Below are 17,947 nucleotides of genomic sequence, written 5' to 3'. Positions count from 1 at the left end.
TCACTCCTGGGGATCTCGGGAAATCTGTGCCTGCTGGCACCCAGATCATCCTAGTGCCCGGCACCGACAAGACCAGCCGACGATCAGGGCAGGGGCGGCAGCCGGTCCACCAATGCCTGGGTACGCACCATCTCGGCACACGCACGCGGGTCCCGGGCGATCCGGACCGCCGCATCCTGGGTCAGCACCACCAGGGCGCTGGAGCCGGTCTCCACCTGCTCGAAGTCTTCGACGGGTTGCGGCAGGCAACGGGCCACCAGGTCCTCGATCACCTGGTCGTCCGGACGAGCGAACCGGTTCTCCAGTTCCATCCGATCCCCCTCCTCGTCGCCCCCGTCATGGCAGGCGACTGTCAGCCGTCCGCAGTCGAGAGCTCCTTGGCAATGGTGTCCAGGACGCTCGGTAGGTCCTCTTTGACGGTAACCCGCACGACATCCTGACTGACTAGTAGATAGCCGTGCGCGATGCGGTTGCGCATCCCCCACATGCTCGCCCACGCGGCCCCGAACATCCGGTCCCTGACGTCCTCATCCAGATGAGAGAGTGACTCCACTCCGGCGGCCAGCCGCATGCAGACGGCGTCCACTGTGAGCTGGCTGCCCAAGTCCCCATTGGCATGCTGCACCGCCAGACCGAAGTGGAACTGCGCGTCGTGAAGGATCTCCTCCGTCGATCGCCCATGTTTCGCCATCACAGCGGTATCGCCTCCCCAAGGATCCGGTGGCGCAGGTCAGGTCTCAACGATTGGATCGGCACCAGGTCCACGTCGGCCCCGACCGCCTCGGCGATCCGCCGTTCCAGCTCCCCGAGCCGAATCAGCCCCAATGGTTGGCGCATGTCGAACAGCAGATCGACGTCGGAACCCTGGGTGTCGCGCCCCGTGGCCACCGACCCGAAGACCCGGACGCCACTGCCCCCAGCCTCACGAACGACCTCCATGATCGCCCCACGTGCATGGATCAGGCGCTTGGCCAAGGGCGTTGTCCCGTGGAATCGCAGGATCCGGGACACCTCGGGTTGACTGCGATGAATCTGCCGGGCGATCTCCCGCTGACTCATTCCCTCCCGACTGGCCTGACGGACGGCGTGCACCAACCGGGCGCGGGCAACCCGCACCGCCTCGTCGCACTCCGCAGCCACTGTCGAAAGCTCCGTCACGCCCTCATGATAGCAATTACTATTGGCAGTACTGAGGCCTCAACGCTCAGAGCGCACAATTCCTGCCAGCTGCAAACGTCGTGGCGTTTACCCGTGCGCGAAACGTCTCACCCCATCGCCTTGGGCGCCCTAAGAGCACACACCAGGAGGCGCCCACAGTGTGGATCACCCCGTGGGAAATGTTGGGATCTGGCCGATGAATTTGATTGACTGCCGCGGTGCACTTGGTTCGCGTGAAGTTCCCAGACCGTCCCGGCTCCCTCGGGATGGTCGCCTCTGCCATGGGCACGTCAGGGGCCGACATCTCCGCGATGGAGATCGTGGACAAGGGCCCCGACTGGGTGATCGACGACTTCATGCTCACCATGGGCCAGGCCGGCCTGATCGAAACCCTGATCGGCACCTGCAATGAACTCGACGGGGTGCAGGTGCTGTGGGTCTCCCGCTACCCGGACAACTGGGGAATCGAGGGTGACATCGAGGCCCTCAACCACATGACCGCTGACCCGGAGCACGCCGCGCAGACCCTCACCGAGCACGCGCCGCGGGTCTTCCACTGCCAGTGGGCCGCGCTGGTGGACCGCCACGACGGGCACCTGCTGCACGGGACGGACCAGTCCCCCGACTTCGCACCGGGCGACCACCTGGCCGTCGGCGGCCTGGAGGAAGCCGCCGCCCGGGAGCTGGAGACCGGCTGGCTGCCCGGCTGGGGGGATTCGACGGTGGCGGTGTGCCCCGTCGACGAGAATCGGGCCATCGTGCTGGGCCGGCACGGCGGGCCGGTCTTCCTGCCCTCGGAGCTACGACGGCTGGTGCACCTGGCCGCGCTCAGCTGAAGAAGCCCACGCTCAGCTGAGCCCGTTCATCGCCTTGTAGAAGTACCAACCCAACCCGCACAGCGCCGCGACGGCGCCGATGAAGGCCAGGCTCACCCAGATCCGCAGCCGCTTCTTGGCCTGCGTGGTGGGGACCCGCTCGGGGCCCCACTCGCCTACCTTCGGCTGCACCCGCGCCGGGGCGTTGCCGTTCAGGTTCAGGTTGGAGAAGCCGCGCATGCGCCCAGACTATCCGCTGGTGACAAGCTGCTCGGCCAGCAGGACAGCGGCCTCCGGCAGGGCGTCCAGCTGCGTGATGGCCGCGCGCACGCTCCACCCGGCCAGGCCACAGGCCGTCGAGACCGCCAACCGTTCCAGCAACAGCTGAGGATCCAGCTGCAGCGGGCGCAGCAGGTCGAGGCCCCGACGCACGATCTGGTCAGGGGTGCTGACCTGGTCGGGCGATGCGGTGGGTGCCAGCCCCAGCACCGCGTCGCGCCCGGCCTCCAGCCAACCCGCCAAGCAATCCAGGTCGGCGGGCCGCAGGGTGGCCACGTCCAGCGACACCGCATCGACGCCCACGCCATCGGCCCCGGAACCACCCAGCAGCCCCAGGTCCATCCCGGGCGCGCAGCAGTGCACCGTGACCCGAGCGGCCCCGGTGCGCACCGGGCCGGTGACGCGGCGCAGCAGCTCGCCGGCCCGCGGCGCATCCAGGCTGCGCAGCCGGGAGAAGCCGGAGGCGGTCGGCACCCGGCCGGCCAGCACCGCGGGCAACAGCGGCTCGTCCAGCTGCACCCACCAGGTCACGTCGGGCAGCCGTCGGGCCAACTCGGCCAGCAGGCCGGACACCCCGATGCCGAGGCTCTCGGCCATTTCCCGACGTGCGCCATGATCGGCCAGCACCTTGTCCCCGCGGGCGCGCTCCAGGCAGGCGGCCAGGGTGAGCGGCCCGGCGACGGTCAGCGTGATGCTGCCGCCAAAACCCTGGGCCAGCTCCTCCAGGTCATCCAGGTCCCGACGCAGCAGGCCCCGCGCCCGGGCGTGGTCCCTCCCGCTGGCATCGGTCAGGCGCCAACCCTGGGGCTGCAGGTCAAAGCCCAGCCCCTCGGTCATGGCCAGGCTGCGGCCAATCATGTCCGCCCCGATGCCCCGGGCCGGCAGCTCGGGAAGCCAGGCGTGCTCGAATCCGCCCAGCACGTGCGTCAGCGCCCCGCGCAGGTCTTCGCCCGGCAGGGATCCGATCCCGGTGGCAATGATGCTCATGCGCCGGCCTCCCCCGGCTCCGCACGACGCCCGGTGGCGGCAATCGTCGAGCTGCCCACCACCCGGTCCCCGTCGTAGACGACGACGGCCTGCCCGGGGGCGATCCCGACCGCCGACTTGTCCAGCTGAACCAGCATGGTGTCCTCGGTGGCGCTGATCGCGGCGGGCATCGCCTCGCCATGCGCCCGGACCTGGGCGAGTCCACGCCAGGTACCCGCCGGTCTGGCCTCGGTCCAGGTGGGGCGGATCCCCTCGATCCGGTCCACCGCCAGCAGCTCCTTGGGACCCACCACCACCCGGTTCTGGACGGGTTCGATCCCCAGGACGAAGCGTGGCCTGCCGTCGGCGGCCGGAACCCCCAACCGCAGCCCGCGGCGCTGACCGACGGTGAACTGGTGGAAGCCGGAGTGCCGGCCCACCACCGCACCGTCCTGGTCCACTATCTCGCCCTCCTGCTCCCCCAGCGCCCGGGACAGGTAGCCGGGGGTGTCGCCGTCGGGGATGAAGCAGATGTCGTGGCTGTCCGGCTTCTTGGCCACCCCCAGGCCCAGCTGGGCGGCCTCGGAGCGGACCTCGCTCTTGGGCACGTCGCACAGTGGGAAGAGCGAATGCGCCAGCTGCTCCTGGTTCAACACGCCCAGCACATAGGACTGGTCCTTGGCGGCGTCGGCGGCGCGGTAGAGGGAGAAGGCTCCGTCGTGCTCCTCCAACCGGGCGTAGTGGCCGGTCACCACCTTGTCGAAGCCCAGCGCCATGCCGCGCTCCAGCACGGCGGCGAACTTGATCTTCTCATTGCAGCGCAGGCACGGGTTGGGGGTGCGCCCCGCCGCATACTCGGCGACGAAGTCATCCACCACGTCGGCCCGGAAGCGGTCCGAGAGATCCCACACGTAGAAGGGAATCCCCAGCCTGTCCGCCACCCGTCGGGCGTCGTGACTGTCCTCCAGGGAACAGCAACCGCGGGCCCCGGTGCGAAAGCTCTGCGGGTTCTTGGACAGCGCCAGGTGAACCCCGGTGACGTCGTGGCCCGCGGCCACCATCCGGGCCGCGGCGACGGCGGAGTCCACCCCGCCGGACATGGCCACCAGCACCCTCACGAGGGCACCTCGCCGACGCTGTGGGCTGCCCGAGCCAGGGAGATGACGTCGGGCAGCAGGGAGATCAGGTTGGCGACGTCATCGGTGACGGTGGAGGCGCCGAAGCTGAACCGGATCGAGGCCTGGGCCTGTTCCGGGGTGCGCCCCATGGCCAGCAGCACCTCGCTTGGCTGGTGCACCCCGGCGCGGCAGGCGGCCCCGGTGGAGCAGTCGATGCCGGCCTGGTCCAGCAGCATCAGCACGTCGTCGGCGCGCGTCCCCTCGAAGGTGAAGTTGGCGATGTGCGGGCTGGCCTCGGGCGCTCCGTTGAGGAAGCTGCGGGTGATGGTGGCCCGGACGCGCTCGGTCAGCCGATCCCGCAGCAGCCGCAGCCGGGCACTCTCGGCCGCCAGGTTCTGCACGGCATGCGCGGCGGCCGCCGCGAAGGCCGCGGCCAGCATCACGGGTTGCGTCCCGGAGCGGACGTCGCGCTCCTGCCCGCCGCCCAGCCCCCACGGGGGAAGTTCCAGATCCCGTCGCGCCAACAGGGCGCCGATCCCCACCGGGGCGCCGATCTTGTGCCCGGACAGGCTCATCAGGTCCACCCCGCTGGCCGCGAAGTCCACCGGGACGTGCCCCAGGGCCTGCACCGCGTCGGTGTGCACCCAGGCACCCACCCGGCGGGCCTGCTCCACCACCTGGTCCAGTGGCTGGATGGTCCCGGTCTCATTGTTCACGCTCATCACGGACACCAGGGCGCTCTCCCCGCCCAGCCGGTCGGACAGTTCAGCCGGGTCCAGTAGGCCATCGCGGTCACAGGACAGCGCGCCCACCCCCGGCAGCCGCACCCGGGCGTCGGCGACGGAGTGGTGCTCGGTGGCGCCGATCAGCACGCCGCGTCGCCCCGGGCGTCGCGCGCCGGCATTGAGGGCAATGCTGTCCGCCTCCGAGCCGCCACTGGTGAATATGACCTCGGTCGGATGGGCCCCCACAGCCTCGGCCAACTGCTCCCGCGCGTCCTCCAGCACGGCCCGCGCAGCCCGTCCCGACGTGTGCAGGGCAGCGGGATTGCCGGTCAACCGGCCGTGCCGCAGCAGTGCCTCCATGGCCGCCGGCAGCATCGGGCTGGACGCGGCATGATCCAGGTAGCTGCGACGCACGGTCTGTCCCTGGGGCTGCTCCATGTCTCCATCCTCACACCGTGGGCCACCTGCGGCCACGCGAACCAGCGACGCTACACCCGGCCGCCACCACCCGAAAGTATGCCGCCTGTGAGCGTGCTGAGTTCGGTGGGGCGCGCCGCAGGCCCTAGACTGCACAATGGTGGCAAGATTGGCCTTCGTGCCCAGGCGCGTGGCCCGTTGATGGCTCGCTCGAAGGGCCGTACAAGCGTAGGCACAGTGGCCGCAGGAGGCCGGTTGCCTCCTTCGGTCAGGGACGTCGGGACGGAAATCTCCGCTCCCTGTAGAAGAAGGCAGAAGAGGCAACAATCCATGAACTCTGAGACACCCTCGCCGGTCGACTCGTCGATCCTCGGTGCCCAGCTCCTCGACGATGGCTGCCGGTTCGCCCTCTGGGCACCGCGAGCCCACCGTGTTGAATTGTCCTTGGTGGCCGCCGACCGCAGCCAACACAATGTGGACATGGCCCGTAATCCGGACGGGGTTTGGATCGTTCATGTTCCCGGCATCTCCGCGGGCCAGCGGTACGGCTACCGGGTGCACGGAGACTGGAACCCGGATGCCGGCATGCGCTTCAACCCGGCCAAGCTGCTGCTGGACCCCTACGCCCGGGCCATCACCGCGGGCGTGGACTACTCCGGCCCGATCCTGGACCACACCGCCGAATCCAACTACCTGCCAGACCCGCGGGACTCCTACGAGTCCGTGCCGCTGAGTGTCGTCGTGGCGCCCTCCCCCGCCCCGACCCCGATCAAGCGGCGCCGCCCGCTGAGCGAGTGCGTGATCTACGAGACCCACCTCAAGGGCTTCACCAACCTGCACCCCAGCGTCCCGGAGCACCTGCGCGGCACCTACTCCGGCATGGCCTACGACGCGGTGATCGACTACCTGGTGGAGACCGGGATCAACACCGTCCAGCTGCTGCCGATCCACCACTTCGTCAGCGAGCCCTTCATCGTCGGCCGCGGCCTGACCAACTACTGGGGCTACAACACCCTGGGCTTCTTCGCCCCGCACGCCGCCTACTCCTCCGTGAGCACTCTGGGCGAGCAGGTGGAGGAGTTCAAGCGCATGGTCAGCAAACTGCACGAGCACGACATCGAGGTGATCCTCGACGTGGTCTACAACCACACCGCCGAGGGTGGACACGAGGGTCCGACGCTGAGCTTCCGTGGCCTGGACCACCTGGGCTACTACCGGCTGACCAATGACCTGCGCAATGACTACGACGTGACCGGCTGTGGCAACTCGGTGGACACCTCCCACCCGGGCGTGCTGAACATGGTGATCGACTCGATGCGCTACTGGGTGACGGAGATGGGCGTCGACGGCTTCCGCTTCGACCTGGCCACCACCCTGATCCGCAATGAGCAGCACCACGTGGACCAGAACCACGAGTTCAAGAAGCGGATTGCCGAGGACCCGGCCTTCGAGGGCATCAAGATGATCGCCGAGCCCTGGGACATGGGCCCCTACGGCTACCAGGTGGGCAACTGGGGCCCCGGCTGGAGCGAGTGGAATGACCAGTACCGCAACTTCATGCGGGACTTCTGGCGGGGCGCCACCCAGGGCGTCGCCACCCTGGCCACCCGGCTGTGTGGCTCCCCCGACATCTTCGACCGGGAGGGCCGGGGCCTGCACTCCAGCGTGAACTTCATCACCGCGCACGACGGCTTCACCATGCGCGACCTGGTCACCTATGACATCAAGCACAACGATGCCAATGGCGAGGCCAACCGCGACGGCGCCGACGACAACCGCTCCTGGAACTGTGGTTGGGAGGGCGAGACCGTCGACGAGGGGATCAACGACTTCCGCCACCGCCAGGTGAAGAACATGATGGCCACCCTGATCCTGTCCTCCGGCGTTCCGATGATCACCGCGGGCGACGAGCTGGGACGCACCCAGGGCGGCAACAACAATGCCTACTGCCAGGACTCCCCGCTCAGCTGGGTGCACTGGGACACCCTGGACAGCTGGGGCGACGTGTCCGAGCTGACCTCCACCCTGCTCAAGGCCCGTCGGGACTTCGCGCCGCTGCGCGCCACCCGATTCCGGACCCACTCCGAGGTGCTGGACGCCGACGGCCACGGCCTGGGCCGCTATGACCTGGCCTGGCTGGACTGCTGGGACGGCGAGATGCGCGACGACCAGTGGCACGACGGCGGCCGACGCCATCTGGGGATGTACGTCTCCGATGCCGACGCAGCCTTCGTGACCCTGTACAACGGCGCCGCCAACGACGTCCTGGTCCGGCTGCCCGGTGGCGCGTGGTCCAGCGGCTACCAGGTGGTGGCCACCACGGCGCACCGCGACGAGCTGCCCGAATCCCCGATCGCCCCCGGCCAGGAGTTCGACCTGCCCGGCCGCAGCGTCACCCTGTTGCGCTGCGAGGTGGCCTCCCAGGCCCCCAAGCCGATCATCGACGAGTTCGAGGAGCCGCTGCCGGCCGAGGAGCTGACCGCCCCCGACGAGGCGGCCGCCACCCTGGCCAAGCTGGACGAGCAGGAGTACTGAGCCCTCATCTGGGGGCCTGTGCATGGCAAGCCCTCAGGTGAGCAGGTCCTCCAACCAGCCAGCAAAGCTCGGGCAACGCTCCAGGATGGCGTCGAAGGGGACATCGGCAATGACCCGGATGCCATCCACTGTCTTGGTATAGCCATCCCAAGCAGCCATGATCCGGTGTGAGGGGCTGGTGCTCTCGCCACCATTGACCAGTTCCGGATCTCCCTGGAAGTCCGCCAGTACCTTGCGCAGATCGCGTGCCGCCTTCTCCGGGACGACGGTGCTGCCTGCATCCAGGGCGGCGAGAACCAGCGCCTCGAACTCGTGCAGGAACACATGGGGCAGGATCCTCGCGCGCTGGCCGCCGGCGTTCAGGTCCTGCGCCAGGGAATCCATCAACTCACGATGGTATTCGCGTCCGCTCCCGGCGCCCTGTCTGCCAGGCGCATCACTGGGGCAGCCATAGAGATCCAGCAGGACACCAATACGGTGCCAATGGCCTTCGTGGGCAAGTTTGTTCGCCAGCTTGCGATATCCACTCCACCGGGCTCCTCCCTTGTGACGTCCATGCGCGGTCTGACTCGTCACGGGGATGAAGGGAGTGAGGAAAATCCCCCGAGCGGCAAGCTGTGGTGCCAGCACCTCCCGCACGAATAGTTCCTCGGTCTGTCCTTCCACCACCAGGGCGATCTGCTTCATGAAATGACCGCCTCATGGGTGGGTCGACCGCCCAACAGGTTCATCCGCCACAGTTCGCCCAAGGAGTAGTCCTCCAAGAACTCCCCCAGCGATTCGGCATCAGGCCTGTTCAACCGAGTTTCACCCGCAGCTCGCTCCACGACGGCCACCGTGTCGAGGCTGAATTCCTCCAGCAGTGAGACGGACTGCGTGGCAAGGATCACCCGCCTGCCACTGCCGGCACAAGAATTCACCAGCTCCGCGAGCTGACGAATCGCAAAGGGGTGCAACCCGAGCTCCGGCTCATCCAGAACGACGGTAGCGGGCCGATGTGGTGACAGCAGCAGCGTTGTCAGGCAGATGAAGCGCAGGGTGCCGTCACTGAGCTGTCCTGCGGAGAAGACTTCATCACAACCCTTCTGGCGCCAGCGCAACAGAATCGTGTCCGCAGCAGCTCCATCAGGCTGGAGGACGAAGTCCTCGAAGAAGGGCGCCACGCTCCGCACCGCGGCAACCATCCGCTGGTAGGTTTCGGGGTCCTCCTGCTCCAGCCGGTGGAGATAGGCCGCCAGATTGGCTGCATCCCTGCGCAGCTCAAGATTGTCCGCCAGATTGGACCGCTGCTTCGGTGGGGCATCCTGGCTCACATCGTCGAAGTGGTAGACCCGACACGATGCGAGCACATCCTGCACATAGAACGCCATCGGCGCGGACTCCCCGGTGACCTTTCGCAGCCGGGATTCCCTGGTCAGGCCAAGTGGCCGCTCCAGCGGCCGCTGGAACTTGGTGGTGTCCTGCATCAGCAGGGTTTCGTCCAGGACAACCTCGTCGTCCTCTCCCGCACTGAGGCGAGCCATGTAACCGTTCCAGACACCGTCGTCGTTTGGGGTGCCATGCACCTCAAGTTCAATCTGACGGCTGGTGGCTCCGCCCGCTCCGTGGTGCACCATCCGCGAAATGCCGCCCCGCCGCACGACGTAGTTCTGCAGATTCCGGTCCACCAGCTCACCGAGAAGTTCCAAGGACCGGACAACGTTTGACTTGCCGGCGCCATTCGCGCCGATCAACACGGTGACTGGGGTGTCCAGGGTCAATGACACCTCACGAAGCGAGGCGAACCCCTTGATCTTGATCTCTTGGAGCGGACGCATGCCCCCACCATAACGGCGGCTCCCCCATTCGGGGAGCCGCCGTCAATGCGTGGTGCGAGTGATCACAGGACCGGCGGGGTGTGCCAGATCTCGCGGATGTAGTCCTTCATCGAGCGGTCGCTGGAGAAGTAGCCGCTGCGCGCGACGTTGAGGATCGCGGACCGGGTCCACGCCTCCTCGTCGGCATAGTAGGCCTCCACCTTGCTCTGGGCCTCCATGTAGCTGGCGTAGTCAGCCAGCGCCATGAAGCGGTCGCTGTAGAGCCAGTTGGACACGATCGGCTCGAAGACCCGGCGATCCCCGTCGGAGAAGGTACCCGAGGCGATCAGGTCGATCGCGCCCTTGAGCCGCTCGTCCTTCTCGTAGTACTCGGCGGGGTTGTAGCCCTTGGCGCCCAGCTCGGCCACCTCGGGCTCGGTCATGCCGAACAGGAAGAAGTTCTCGTCGCCGACGTGCTCGCGGATCTCCACGTTCGCGCCGTCGTCGGTGCCGACGGTGAGGGCGCCGTTGAGGGCGAACTTCATGTTGCCGGTACCCGACGCCTCCATGCCGGCCAGCGAGATCTGCTCCGACAGCTCGGCCGCCGGAATCAGCTTCTCGGCCAGGGTCACGTTGTAGTTGGCCGGGAAGGCCACCCGCACCTTGCCACCGGTCCGCTCGTCATTGTTGACCACCTCGGCCACCTTGTTGATCAAGTGGATGGTGTCCTTGGCCATCTTGTAGCCCGGGGCGGCCTTGGCCCCGAAGACCACGGTGCGTCCCTGGACATCGGCCGGGTCCAGCTTTCCGGTGATGATGTCGTTGTAAAGGGTCACGACGTGCAGCAGCTTGAGCGACTGGCGCTTGTACTCGTGCAGGCGCTTGACCATCACGTCCAGCATGTGGTCCTCGGGGATGATGATCCCGTCGCGTTGCTCCAGCAGCTTGCCCAGCTTCTGCTTGTTCTGCCGCTTCACCTCGCGGAAGGCGGCGCGGAAGTCGGCATCCTCGGCGTAGGGCTCCACCTCGCGCAGCCGCTCCAGATCGTTCACCCAGCCGACGCCGATCGAGTCGGAGATCAGCTGGGACAGCGAACGGTTGGCCAGCCGCACGAAGCGCCGCGGGGTGACGCCATTGGTGACATTGGTGAACTTGTCCGGCCACATCTCGTTGAAGTCGGGCAGCACCTTGTCCCGCAGCAGCTGGCTGTGCAGGGCGGCGACGCCGTTGACCTTGGAGCCGGCGACGGTGGCCAGGTAGGCCATCCGGACCGAGCGCTCGGGGTGCTCGGCGATGATCGACATCCGGCGCACGCGCATCTCGTCGTTGCCGAACTGCTCGCGCACCTGCTCCAGGAAGTGGTCATTGATGTCGTAGATCAGCTCCAGGTGGCGCGGCAGCAGCCGGCCCAGCAGCTCCACCGGCCAGACCTCCAGTGCCTCGGGCAGCAGGGTGTGGCAGGTGTAGGCGAAGCACTTCTGGGTGACCTCCCAGGCCTCCTCGAAGCCGAAGCCCTTCTCGTCGATCAGGATTCGCATCAGCTCCGGCACCGCGATCACCGGGTGGGTGTCATTCAGCTGGAAGATGATCCGGTCCCCGAGGTTGTGCAGGTCGAAGTCGGCCTCGAGGGTGTTGTAGATGTAGTCGTGCAGGGAGCAGGCGACGAAGAAGTACTGCTGCTGCAGCCGCAGCTCCTTGCCCTGCGGGGTGGAGTCCTCCGGGTAGAGCACCTTGGAGATGTTCTCCGCGAAGGTCTGCGCGCGCACGGCGGTGGCGTAGTCACCGGAGTTGAAGATCTGCAGGTCGAAGGCCTGGGTGGCCTGGGCGCTCCACAGCCGCAGTGTGTTCACCCGGCCGTTCTTGTAGCCGGGCACCATGTAGTTGAAGGGGACGCCGCGGACATTCCAGTCCGGGATCCACTCGACGGTCTTGGTGCCGTCGGCATCGGTGCTGGTCTGGGTCCGGCCACCGAAGTTGACCTGGACGGCGTGCTCCGGGTGGGCGAACTCCCACGGGCAGCCCAGGGCCAGCCAGCTGTCCGGCTGTTCCACCTGACGGCCGTCGACGAAGGTCTGGCGGAAGATGCCGTATTCGTAGCGGATGCCGTAGCCGACGCAGGGCACATTCATGGTGGCCAGCGAGTCGATGAAGCAAGCGGCCAGGCGGCCCAGGCCACCATTGCCCAGGCCCGGCTCCACCTCCTGCGCGCGCAGCACCGCAAAGTCGATGCCGCACTGCTTGAGGGCCTCCTCGGCAATGTCGATCAGGCCGCTGGCCAGCAGGTTGTTGCCCAGCTGGCGGCCCAGCAGGTATTCGGCGCTGAGGTAGGCCACCTTCTTACTGGGGTTCTCCCGCTGCTGCCGCTCGGTCTCCAGCCAGCGTGCCATCAGGTAGTTGCGCACGGTGGAGGCCAATGCCATGTACTGGTCATTGACGCTCGAGTTCGCCAGCGAGACACCCTGGTTGGAATTCAGCTCATGAAGGAATTCACGCACGAAACCGTCGACGGTGTTCGGCGGGGTACCCACCGGCGCCTTGGCGACCGGATGGGTCGGTGGGAACTGAGGGCCGGTGTGCCGGCCGGTACGGGGAGATTCGTCCGAATGCTCCGGGGCCACGGTCGGGTTTGCTTCTACTGAATTGGACACACGTCGAGCCTAACGGACTTCCCGGCAGGATCCGACGACCGCTCGGCAAACCACAGCCAACGACAAACCAACCACTTTCCGAATCCTCGCCAGCGACGGTCCGGCGTGGCTAGGCTTGGGCGCGTGAGCAACCCCATTCAACGGTCAGAGGCAGTCTCCGCCCAAGCGTCTGCGCCCACCGCCAACCCGGTGAGCCCCGTGCCCGGTTTCGGCCGGATCCCGGTCTGCAATGTCTCCCCCGTCGTGGAGGAGGGCAACTACCCCGCCAAGGCGGTGGTGGGCGAGTGGTTCCCGGTCCGGGCCAATGTCTTCCGCGAGGGCCACGACGCGGTCAACGCCACCATCGTGCTGACCTGCCCAGACGGCACCACCCGCAGCTTCCCCATGGCCAAGCAGGAGCCCGCCGGCCTGGACATCTGGGAGGGCTGGGCCGCGGCCGACCAGGAGGGTGACTGGACCTTCCACGTCGAGGGCTGGTCCGATGTCTGGCACACCACCCACCACAATGCCGAGGCCAAGCTCCAGGCCGACGTGGACCGGGAACTGGTCTGCCTGGAGGTGCGCGACGTCGCCGAGCGCGCCGCCGCCCAGGCCGAACACGCCGATGACCACACCAGCGCCGCCCTGCTGCGCGCCAAGGCCGCCGCCTTCCTGGCCGAGCTGCCCGCCCACGAGCTGCTGGAGATGCTGAACTCCGCCTCCCTGAACCGGGCGATGATCACCCACGGGCCGCGCGAGCTGGTCACCCCCACCCGGGAGTACGGACTGCGCGTGGACCGCCGACGCGCCCTGTTCTCCAGCTGGTACGAGTTCTTCCCCCGCAGCCAGGGCGCCTGGTGGGACGAGGAGAAGCAGTGCTGGCACTCCGGCACCTTCGCCAGCTCCCATGAGCGGCTGGAGGCGGCCGCCCAGATGGGCTTCGACATCGTCTACCTGCCGCCGATCCACCCGATCGGCAGCGCCTTCCGCAAGGGCCGCAACAACTCACTGGAACCCTCGGAGCATGATCCCGGCTCGCCGTGGGCGATCGGTTCGGCGGACGGTGGCCACGACGCCGTGCATCCGGACCTGGGCACCATCGAGGACTTCGACGAGTTCGTCGCGAAGGCCAAGAGCCTTGACCTCGAGATCGCCCTGGACTTCGCGCTGCAGGCCTCCCCGGACCACCCGTGGGTCACCGAGCACCCGGAGTGGTTCACCACCCGGCTGGACGGCACCATCGCCTATGCCGAGAACCCGCCCAAGAAGTACCAGGACATCTACCCGATCAACTTCGACAATGACCGCGACGGCATCTACCGCGAGTGCCTGCGGCTGCTGCGTTTCTGGATCGGGCACGGGGTGACGGTCTTCCGGGTGGACAACCCGCACACCAAGCCGGTGGACTTCTGGGCCTGGATCATGAGCGAGGTGCACAAGACCAATCCCGAGGTGATCTTCCTGGCCGAGGCCTTCACCAAGCCGGAGATGATGCACGCGCTGGGCAAGGTGGGCTTCCACCAGAGCTACACCTACTACACCTGGCGCAACACCAAGTGGGAGCTGGAGACCTACCTCACCGAGCTCTCGCGCGAGACGGCGCACATGTACCGGCCGAACTTCTTCGTCAACACCCCGGACATCAACCCGGCCTACCTGCAGTCCGGCAATCCGACGGCCTTCTCCATCCGCGCCATCCTGGCCGCGACCCTGTCCCCCACCTGGGGCGTCTACTCCGGCTTCGAGCTGTGCGAGCACGAGGTCTTCCGCCCCGGCGGCGAGGAGTACCTGAACAGCGAGAAGTACGAGTACCGGCCGCGGGACTGGAAGAACCACCAGCCCAACCTCTCGGTGTTGATCGGACGGCTGAACGAGATCCGTCGGGAGCACAGCGCCCTGCAGCAGCTGCGCAAGATCGACTTCCACCATGCCCCCAACGACGCGGTGATCGTCTACTCCAAGACCGACGGGGATGACCGGATCATCGTGGTCTGCTCCCTCAATCCGTGGGATGCGGTGGACAGTGAGATCTACCTGGATATGAGCAAGCTGGGGCTGGACCAGGATGCCGTCCTGGAGGTGCACGACGAGCTGGGTGGCGGCACCTGGACGTGGGGCGCCCGCAGCTATGTCAGCCTCCACCCCGGCAATCCCGCCCACGTCTTCAGCGTGACCGTCAAGTGACCGGCCAACCCCAGGAACCGATGAGCAATCAGGAACACGACCACCAGACCGAGGCGCTGGCGGCCCTGCAGGATTTCGTGCTGCAGGCCCGCTGGTTCTCCGGCAAGGGACGCGACGGACAGTTGGCCGGGCTGGAGCAACCCGACTGGATCGTCCAACCGGGTGGGGAGGCCCCCGCGGTGCGCTCCGAGTTCGTCACCGTCGCCTATCCCGACGACAGCCACGAGTACTACCAGCTGCTGGTCAGCTACCGGCCGGAGCCGCTGGACGACTGCCTGATCGGCCCCGCGCTGGAGCCGGAGCTGGGCTTTGCCCACGACGCGCCCCGGGACCCGGCGGCGATGACCGCCGTGCTGAACGCCATCCTGGCCGGCTCACAGAGCCCGCACGCGTGGTCGGAGAGCCTGCCCGACGGCGGCAAGCTGCGTGGTGACCTGACCCCGCGGGTCTTTGGCGGCGAGCAGTCCAACACCAATGTGCTGCTGGGCGACGTGGCGCTGATGAAGATCTTCCGCAAGCTGGAGATCGGCCCCAACCTGGACATCCAGATGCACGACGCGCTGGGCCGGGCCCGGGTCTCGTCGGCGGCCCGCCTCTACGGCTGGGTCTCCGGCGCCCTGACCCCGTTCAGCGACGAGGCCTGGACCGACGGCGCGGACGCGCCGGAGACCCAGCGGGTGGACCTGATGATGGTCAGCGAGCTGCTGCGCGACGCGCAGGACGGCTGGGAGCTGGCCTGTGAGCTGGCGTTGGCGGGCACCGACTTCACCGACCGGGCGGCCGCTCTGGGCGCCGCCCTGGCGGAGGTGCACACCGCGCTCGCCGACACCTTCGAGACCGCCATGCTGGACGGCGCTCAGGTGGCCACCACCATGCGCAAGCGGCTCGAGGCGGCCACCGCGCAGGCCCCGGACCTGACCGGTCAGGGCGCCGCCTTGGTGGCGGTCTTCGACCGACTGGCCGGCCGCAAGCTGGTCGCCCAGCGGGTGCACGGTGACTTCCATCTGGGGCAGACCCTGCTCACCCCTGACGGCTGGAAGATCATCGACTTCGAGGGCGAGCCGATGAAGAGCTTCGCGGAGCGCCAGCTCCCCGACAGCCCCCTGCGGGATGTCGCGGGAATGCTGCGCAGCTTCGGCTATGTCACCAGTGTCTTCGACGAACCGACCGGCGATGCCGCCCAGCAGTGGCTGGCGGGGGCACGACGGGCCTTCCTGGACGCCTATGCGCGTCAGGCCGGCCCGATCGATGAGGCAGCACTGGCCGCCTACGAGGCCGACAAGGCCGTCTACGAAGTGGTCTACGAAACCAGGAATCGCCCGGATTGGGTAGAAATTCCGTTGAGCGCGCTCGAGGCGATCGCCACGAGCAATGAGCAGGAGGACTGAGATGGGTTACGACCTTGCAGGTGGGCTGACCGGCTGGGACATGGAAGGTTTCCAGAGCGGCGGCGACACCGAGCTGTGGAAGCGGCTCGGCGCACACGTCGTCACCATCCCCACCGATGACGGCGGCACCGTCACCGGCACCCGCTTTGCCGTGTGGGCGCCCAATGCCCAGGCCGTGCAGCTGATCGGTGACTTCAACTACTGGGGCGGCGACGAGATGTACCGCCTGCCCGGCACCGGCGTGTGGAGCCGCTTCATCGAGGACCGTGGCACCGACACCCTGTACAAGTTCCGGATCCAGGGCCCCGACGGTGTCTGGCGGGAGAAGGCCGACCCCATGGCCAGCTTCTGCGAGTCCGCGCCGTCCACCGCGTCGATCGTCTACGACAGCCAGTACATCTGGGCCGACAACGAGTGGATCGCCCAGCGGGAGAAGTCCCAGGCCCACCAGGAGCCGATGAGCGTCTACGAGGTGCACCTGGGATCCTGGCGCAAGGGGCTGACCTACCTGGAGCTGGCCGACGAGCTCGTCGAGTACGTCAAGTGGCAGGGCTACACCCACGTCGAGTTCATGCCGGTCTCCGAGCACCCCTTCGAGCCGTCCTGGGGCTACCAGGTCACCGGCTACTTCGCCCCCACCAGCCGCTTCGGCCGCCCCGACGACTTCCGTCACCTGGTGGACAAGCTGCACCAGGCGGGCATTGGCGTGATCCTGGACTGGGTCCCCGGCCACTTCCCCAAGGACGAGTGGGCGCTGGGCCGCTTCGACGGCACGGCGCTGTACGAGCACGCCGACCCGCGCCAGGGCGAGCACATGGACTGGGGCACCTACATCTTCAACTACGGCCGCAATGAGGTGAAGAGCTTCCTGGTCAGCAATGCGCTGTACTGGATCAGCGAATTCCACATCGACGGCCTGCGCGTGGATGCCGTCGCCTCGATGCTCTACCTGGACTACTCGCGCAAGGAGGGTGAGTGGGTGCCGAATGTCTTCGGCGGCCGGGAGAACCTGGAGGCGATCGACTTCCTGCGCTATGTCAACAAGCACCTGTACGAGCGCCACCCCGGCGTGCTGATGATCGCCGAGGAGTCCACCAGCTTCCCCGGCGTGACCCGCCCCGTGCACAACGACGGCCTGGGCTTCGGCTTCAAGTGGAACATGGGCTGGATGAATGACTCGCTGCGCTACATCGAGGCGGATCCGATCAACCGGCAGTACAACCACCACCTGATGACCTTCGCGATGGTCTATGCCTACTCGGAGAACTTCATCCTGCCGATCAGCCACGACGAGGTCGTGCACGGCAAGGGCTCCATGGTGGGTAAGGTCCCCCAGGACGACTGGCGCAAGTTCGCCACGCTGCGCACCTTCTACTCCTTCATGTGGGCCTTCCCGGGCAAGCAGCTGATCTTCATGGGTCAGGAGTTCGGCCAGCGCAGCGAGTTCAGCGAGTCCAAGGGCCTGGAGTGGTGGGTGGCCGACATGTGGGGCCACGGCGGCCTGAAGCGGTTGTTCAAGGACATGAACGACATCTACCGCAATGAGCCGGCGCTCTACGCCCTGGACAATGACCCGGCGGGCTTCCAGTGGATCGTCGCCGACGATGCCGCGGGCAATGTCTTCGGCTGGATCCGCAATGACGGCCTGGGCGGTCAGGTGGCCTGCCTGTTCAACTTCTCCGCGGAGCCCAAGAACACCTACGGCATCTGGTTGCCGAAGGCCGGCGTGTGGTCCGAGATCCTGAACACCGACTCCACCGCCTACGACGGCGACGGGAACTTCGGCAACTACGGTCAGGTGATCGCCCGCGAGGGCGCCTCCCCGTGGGGCGATGGGGCCGGGGCAACGGTCTGCATCCCGCCGCTGGGCGCCATCTGGCTGAAGTACGACGCCAAGGCCACCGCGGAGCTGCCGGGCGACATGGGCATGGCCTGACCC

At 67.4% G+C, this 17,947-nt stretch carries 15 protein-coding genes; 5 read left to right on the top strand and 10 right to left on the bottom strand.

Annotation, left to right across the window (positions count from 1 at the left end; genetic code table 11):
- Positions 1–83 precede the first annotated feature (83 nt).
- The 3 genes from AAEX60_RS08380 to AAEX60_RS08370 are packed head-to-tail and all read right to left on the bottom strand — an operon-like array spanning position 84 to position 1,158.
- On the bottom strand, positions 84–311 hold the full coding sequence (locus AAEX60_RS08380) for a hypothetical protein (RefSeq protein WP_342102609.1): 228 nt from the start codon (positions 309–311) through the stop codon (positions 84–86).
- Between the two features lie 41 nt (positions 312–352).
- Positions 353–691: a HepT-like ribonuclease domain-containing protein gene (locus AAEX60_RS08375; protein ID WP_342102607.1), complete on the bottom strand. Its 339-nt coding sequence runs from the start codon at positions 689–691 to the stop codon at positions 353–355.
- On the bottom strand, positions 691–1,158 hold the full coding sequence (locus tag AAEX60_RS08370) for a nucleotidyltransferase domain-containing protein (RefSeq protein WP_342102605.1): 468 nt from the start codon (positions 1,156–1,158) through the stop codon (positions 691–693). Before AAEX60_RS08370 ends, AAEX60_RS08375 begins: the two co-directional genes overlap by 1 nt.
- A gap of 224 nt (positions 1,159–1,382) precedes the next feature.
- Between AAEX60_RS08370 and AAEX60_RS08365 the strand changes: the two genes are divergently transcribed.
- Positions 1,383–1,994, top strand: a complete 612-nt coding sequence (locus AAEX60_RS08365) for an amino acid-binding protein (protein WP_342102823.1) — start codon at positions 1,383–1,385, stop codon at positions 1,992–1,994.
- A 12-nt stretch (positions 1,995–2,006) separates the two neighbouring features.
- On the opposite strand, the gene AAEX60_RS08360 is transcribed toward AAEX60_RS08365, so the two are convergent.
- The 4 genes from AAEX60_RS08360 to AAEX60_RS08345 are packed head-to-tail and all read right to left on the bottom strand — an operon-like array spanning position 2,007 to position 5,499.
- On the bottom strand, positions 2,007–2,213 hold the full coding sequence (locus AAEX60_RS08360; protein WP_342102603.1) for a hypothetical protein: 207 nt from the start codon (positions 2,211–2,213) through the stop codon (positions 2,007–2,009).
- A gap of 9 nt (positions 2,214–2,222) precedes the next feature.
- Positions 2,223–3,239: a methionine synthase gene (locus AAEX60_RS08355; protein ID WP_342102602.1), complete on the bottom strand. Its 1,017-nt coding sequence runs from the start codon at positions 3,237–3,239 to the stop codon at positions 2,223–2,225.
- Positions 3,236–4,336, bottom strand: coding sequence for a tRNA 2-thiouridine(34) synthase MnmA (gene mnmA, locus AAEX60_RS08350; protein WP_342102600.1), 1,101 nt, complete (start codon positions 4,334–4,336; stop codon positions 3,236–3,238). Before mnmA ends, AAEX60_RS08355 begins: the two co-directional genes overlap by 4 nt.
- Positions 4,333–5,499: a cysteine desulfurase family protein gene (locus tag AAEX60_RS08345; RefSeq protein WP_342102599.1), complete on the bottom strand. Its 1,167-nt coding sequence runs from the start codon at positions 5,497–5,499 to the stop codon at positions 4,333–4,335. The genes mnmA and AAEX60_RS08345 overlap by 4 nt, the downstream gene beginning before the upstream one ends.
- 309 nt (positions 5,500–5,808) lie before the next feature.
- On the opposite strand from AAEX60_RS08345, the gene glgX reads away from it, so the two are divergent.
- A complete protein-coding gene (gene glgX / locus AAEX60_RS08340) occupies positions 5,809–8,013 on the top strand; it encodes a glycogen debranching protein GlgX (RefSeq protein ID WP_342102597.1) in 2,205 nt (734 codons plus the stop codon).
- Positions 8,014–8,046: 33 nt separating this feature from the next.
- Here glgX and AAEX60_RS08335 read toward each other — a convergent pair whose 3' ends face one another.
- The 3 genes from AAEX60_RS08335 to AAEX60_RS08325 all read right to left on the bottom strand — a co-directional run bounded on the left by AAEX60_RS08335 (position 8,047) and on the right by AAEX60_RS08325 (position 12,337).
- Positions 8,047–8,700 (bottom strand): DUF4276 family protein, encoded by a 654-nt coding sequence (locus tag AAEX60_RS08335; RefSeq protein ID WP_342102595.1) that lies wholly within the window; start codon positions 8,698–8,700, stop codon positions 8,047–8,049.
- On the bottom strand, positions 8,697–9,830 hold the full coding sequence (locus AAEX60_RS08330) for an AAA family ATPase (protein WP_342102594.1): 1,134 nt from the start codon (positions 9,828–9,830) through the stop codon (positions 8,697–8,699). Before AAEX60_RS08330 ends, AAEX60_RS08335 begins: the two co-directional genes overlap by 4 nt.
- A 62-nt stretch (positions 9,831–9,892) precedes the next feature.
- Positions 9,893–12,337: a glycogen/starch/alpha-glucan phosphorylase gene (locus AAEX60_RS08325; protein ID WP_342102591.1), complete on the bottom strand. Its 2,445-nt coding sequence runs from the start codon at positions 12,335–12,337 to the stop codon at positions 9,893–9,895.
- Positions 12,338–12,580: 243 nt separating this feature from the next.
- Here AAEX60_RS08325 and AAEX60_RS08320 point away from each other — a divergent pair, with 243 nt between their 5' ends.
- From AAEX60_RS08320 to glgB, 3 genes are read left to right on the top strand one after another with little or no spacing between them, the layout of a single operon-like run.
- Complete coding sequence (locus tag AAEX60_RS08320; protein ID WP_446721295.1) at positions 12,581–14,620, top strand: alpha-1,4-glucan--maltose-1-phosphate maltosyltransferase; 2,040 nt, start codon at positions 12,581–12,583, stop codon at positions 14,618–14,620.
- A 20-nt stretch (positions 14,621–14,640) separates the two neighbouring features.
- Positions 14,641–16,008 (top strand): maltokinase N-terminal cap-like domain-containing protein, encoded by a 1,368-nt coding sequence (locus tag AAEX60_RS08315; RefSeq protein ID WP_342102588.1) that lies wholly within the window; start codon positions 14,641–14,643, stop codon positions 16,006–16,008.
- 1 nt (position 16,009) lies between these two features.
- A complete protein-coding gene (glgB, locus tag AAEX60_RS08310) occupies positions 16,010–17,944 on the top strand; it encodes a 1,4-alpha-glucan branching protein GlgB (protein WP_342102585.1) in 1,935 nt (644 codons plus the stop codon).
- The last annotated feature ends 3 nt before the right edge of the window (positions 17,945–17,947 follow it).

The organism is Luteococcus sp. H101, from assembly GCF_038433155.1.
GTDB lineage: Bacteria > Actinomycetota > Actinomycetes > Propionibacteriales > Propionibacteriaceae > Luteococcus.
This window is presented reverse-complemented; position numbering and strand designations above follow the sequence as displayed.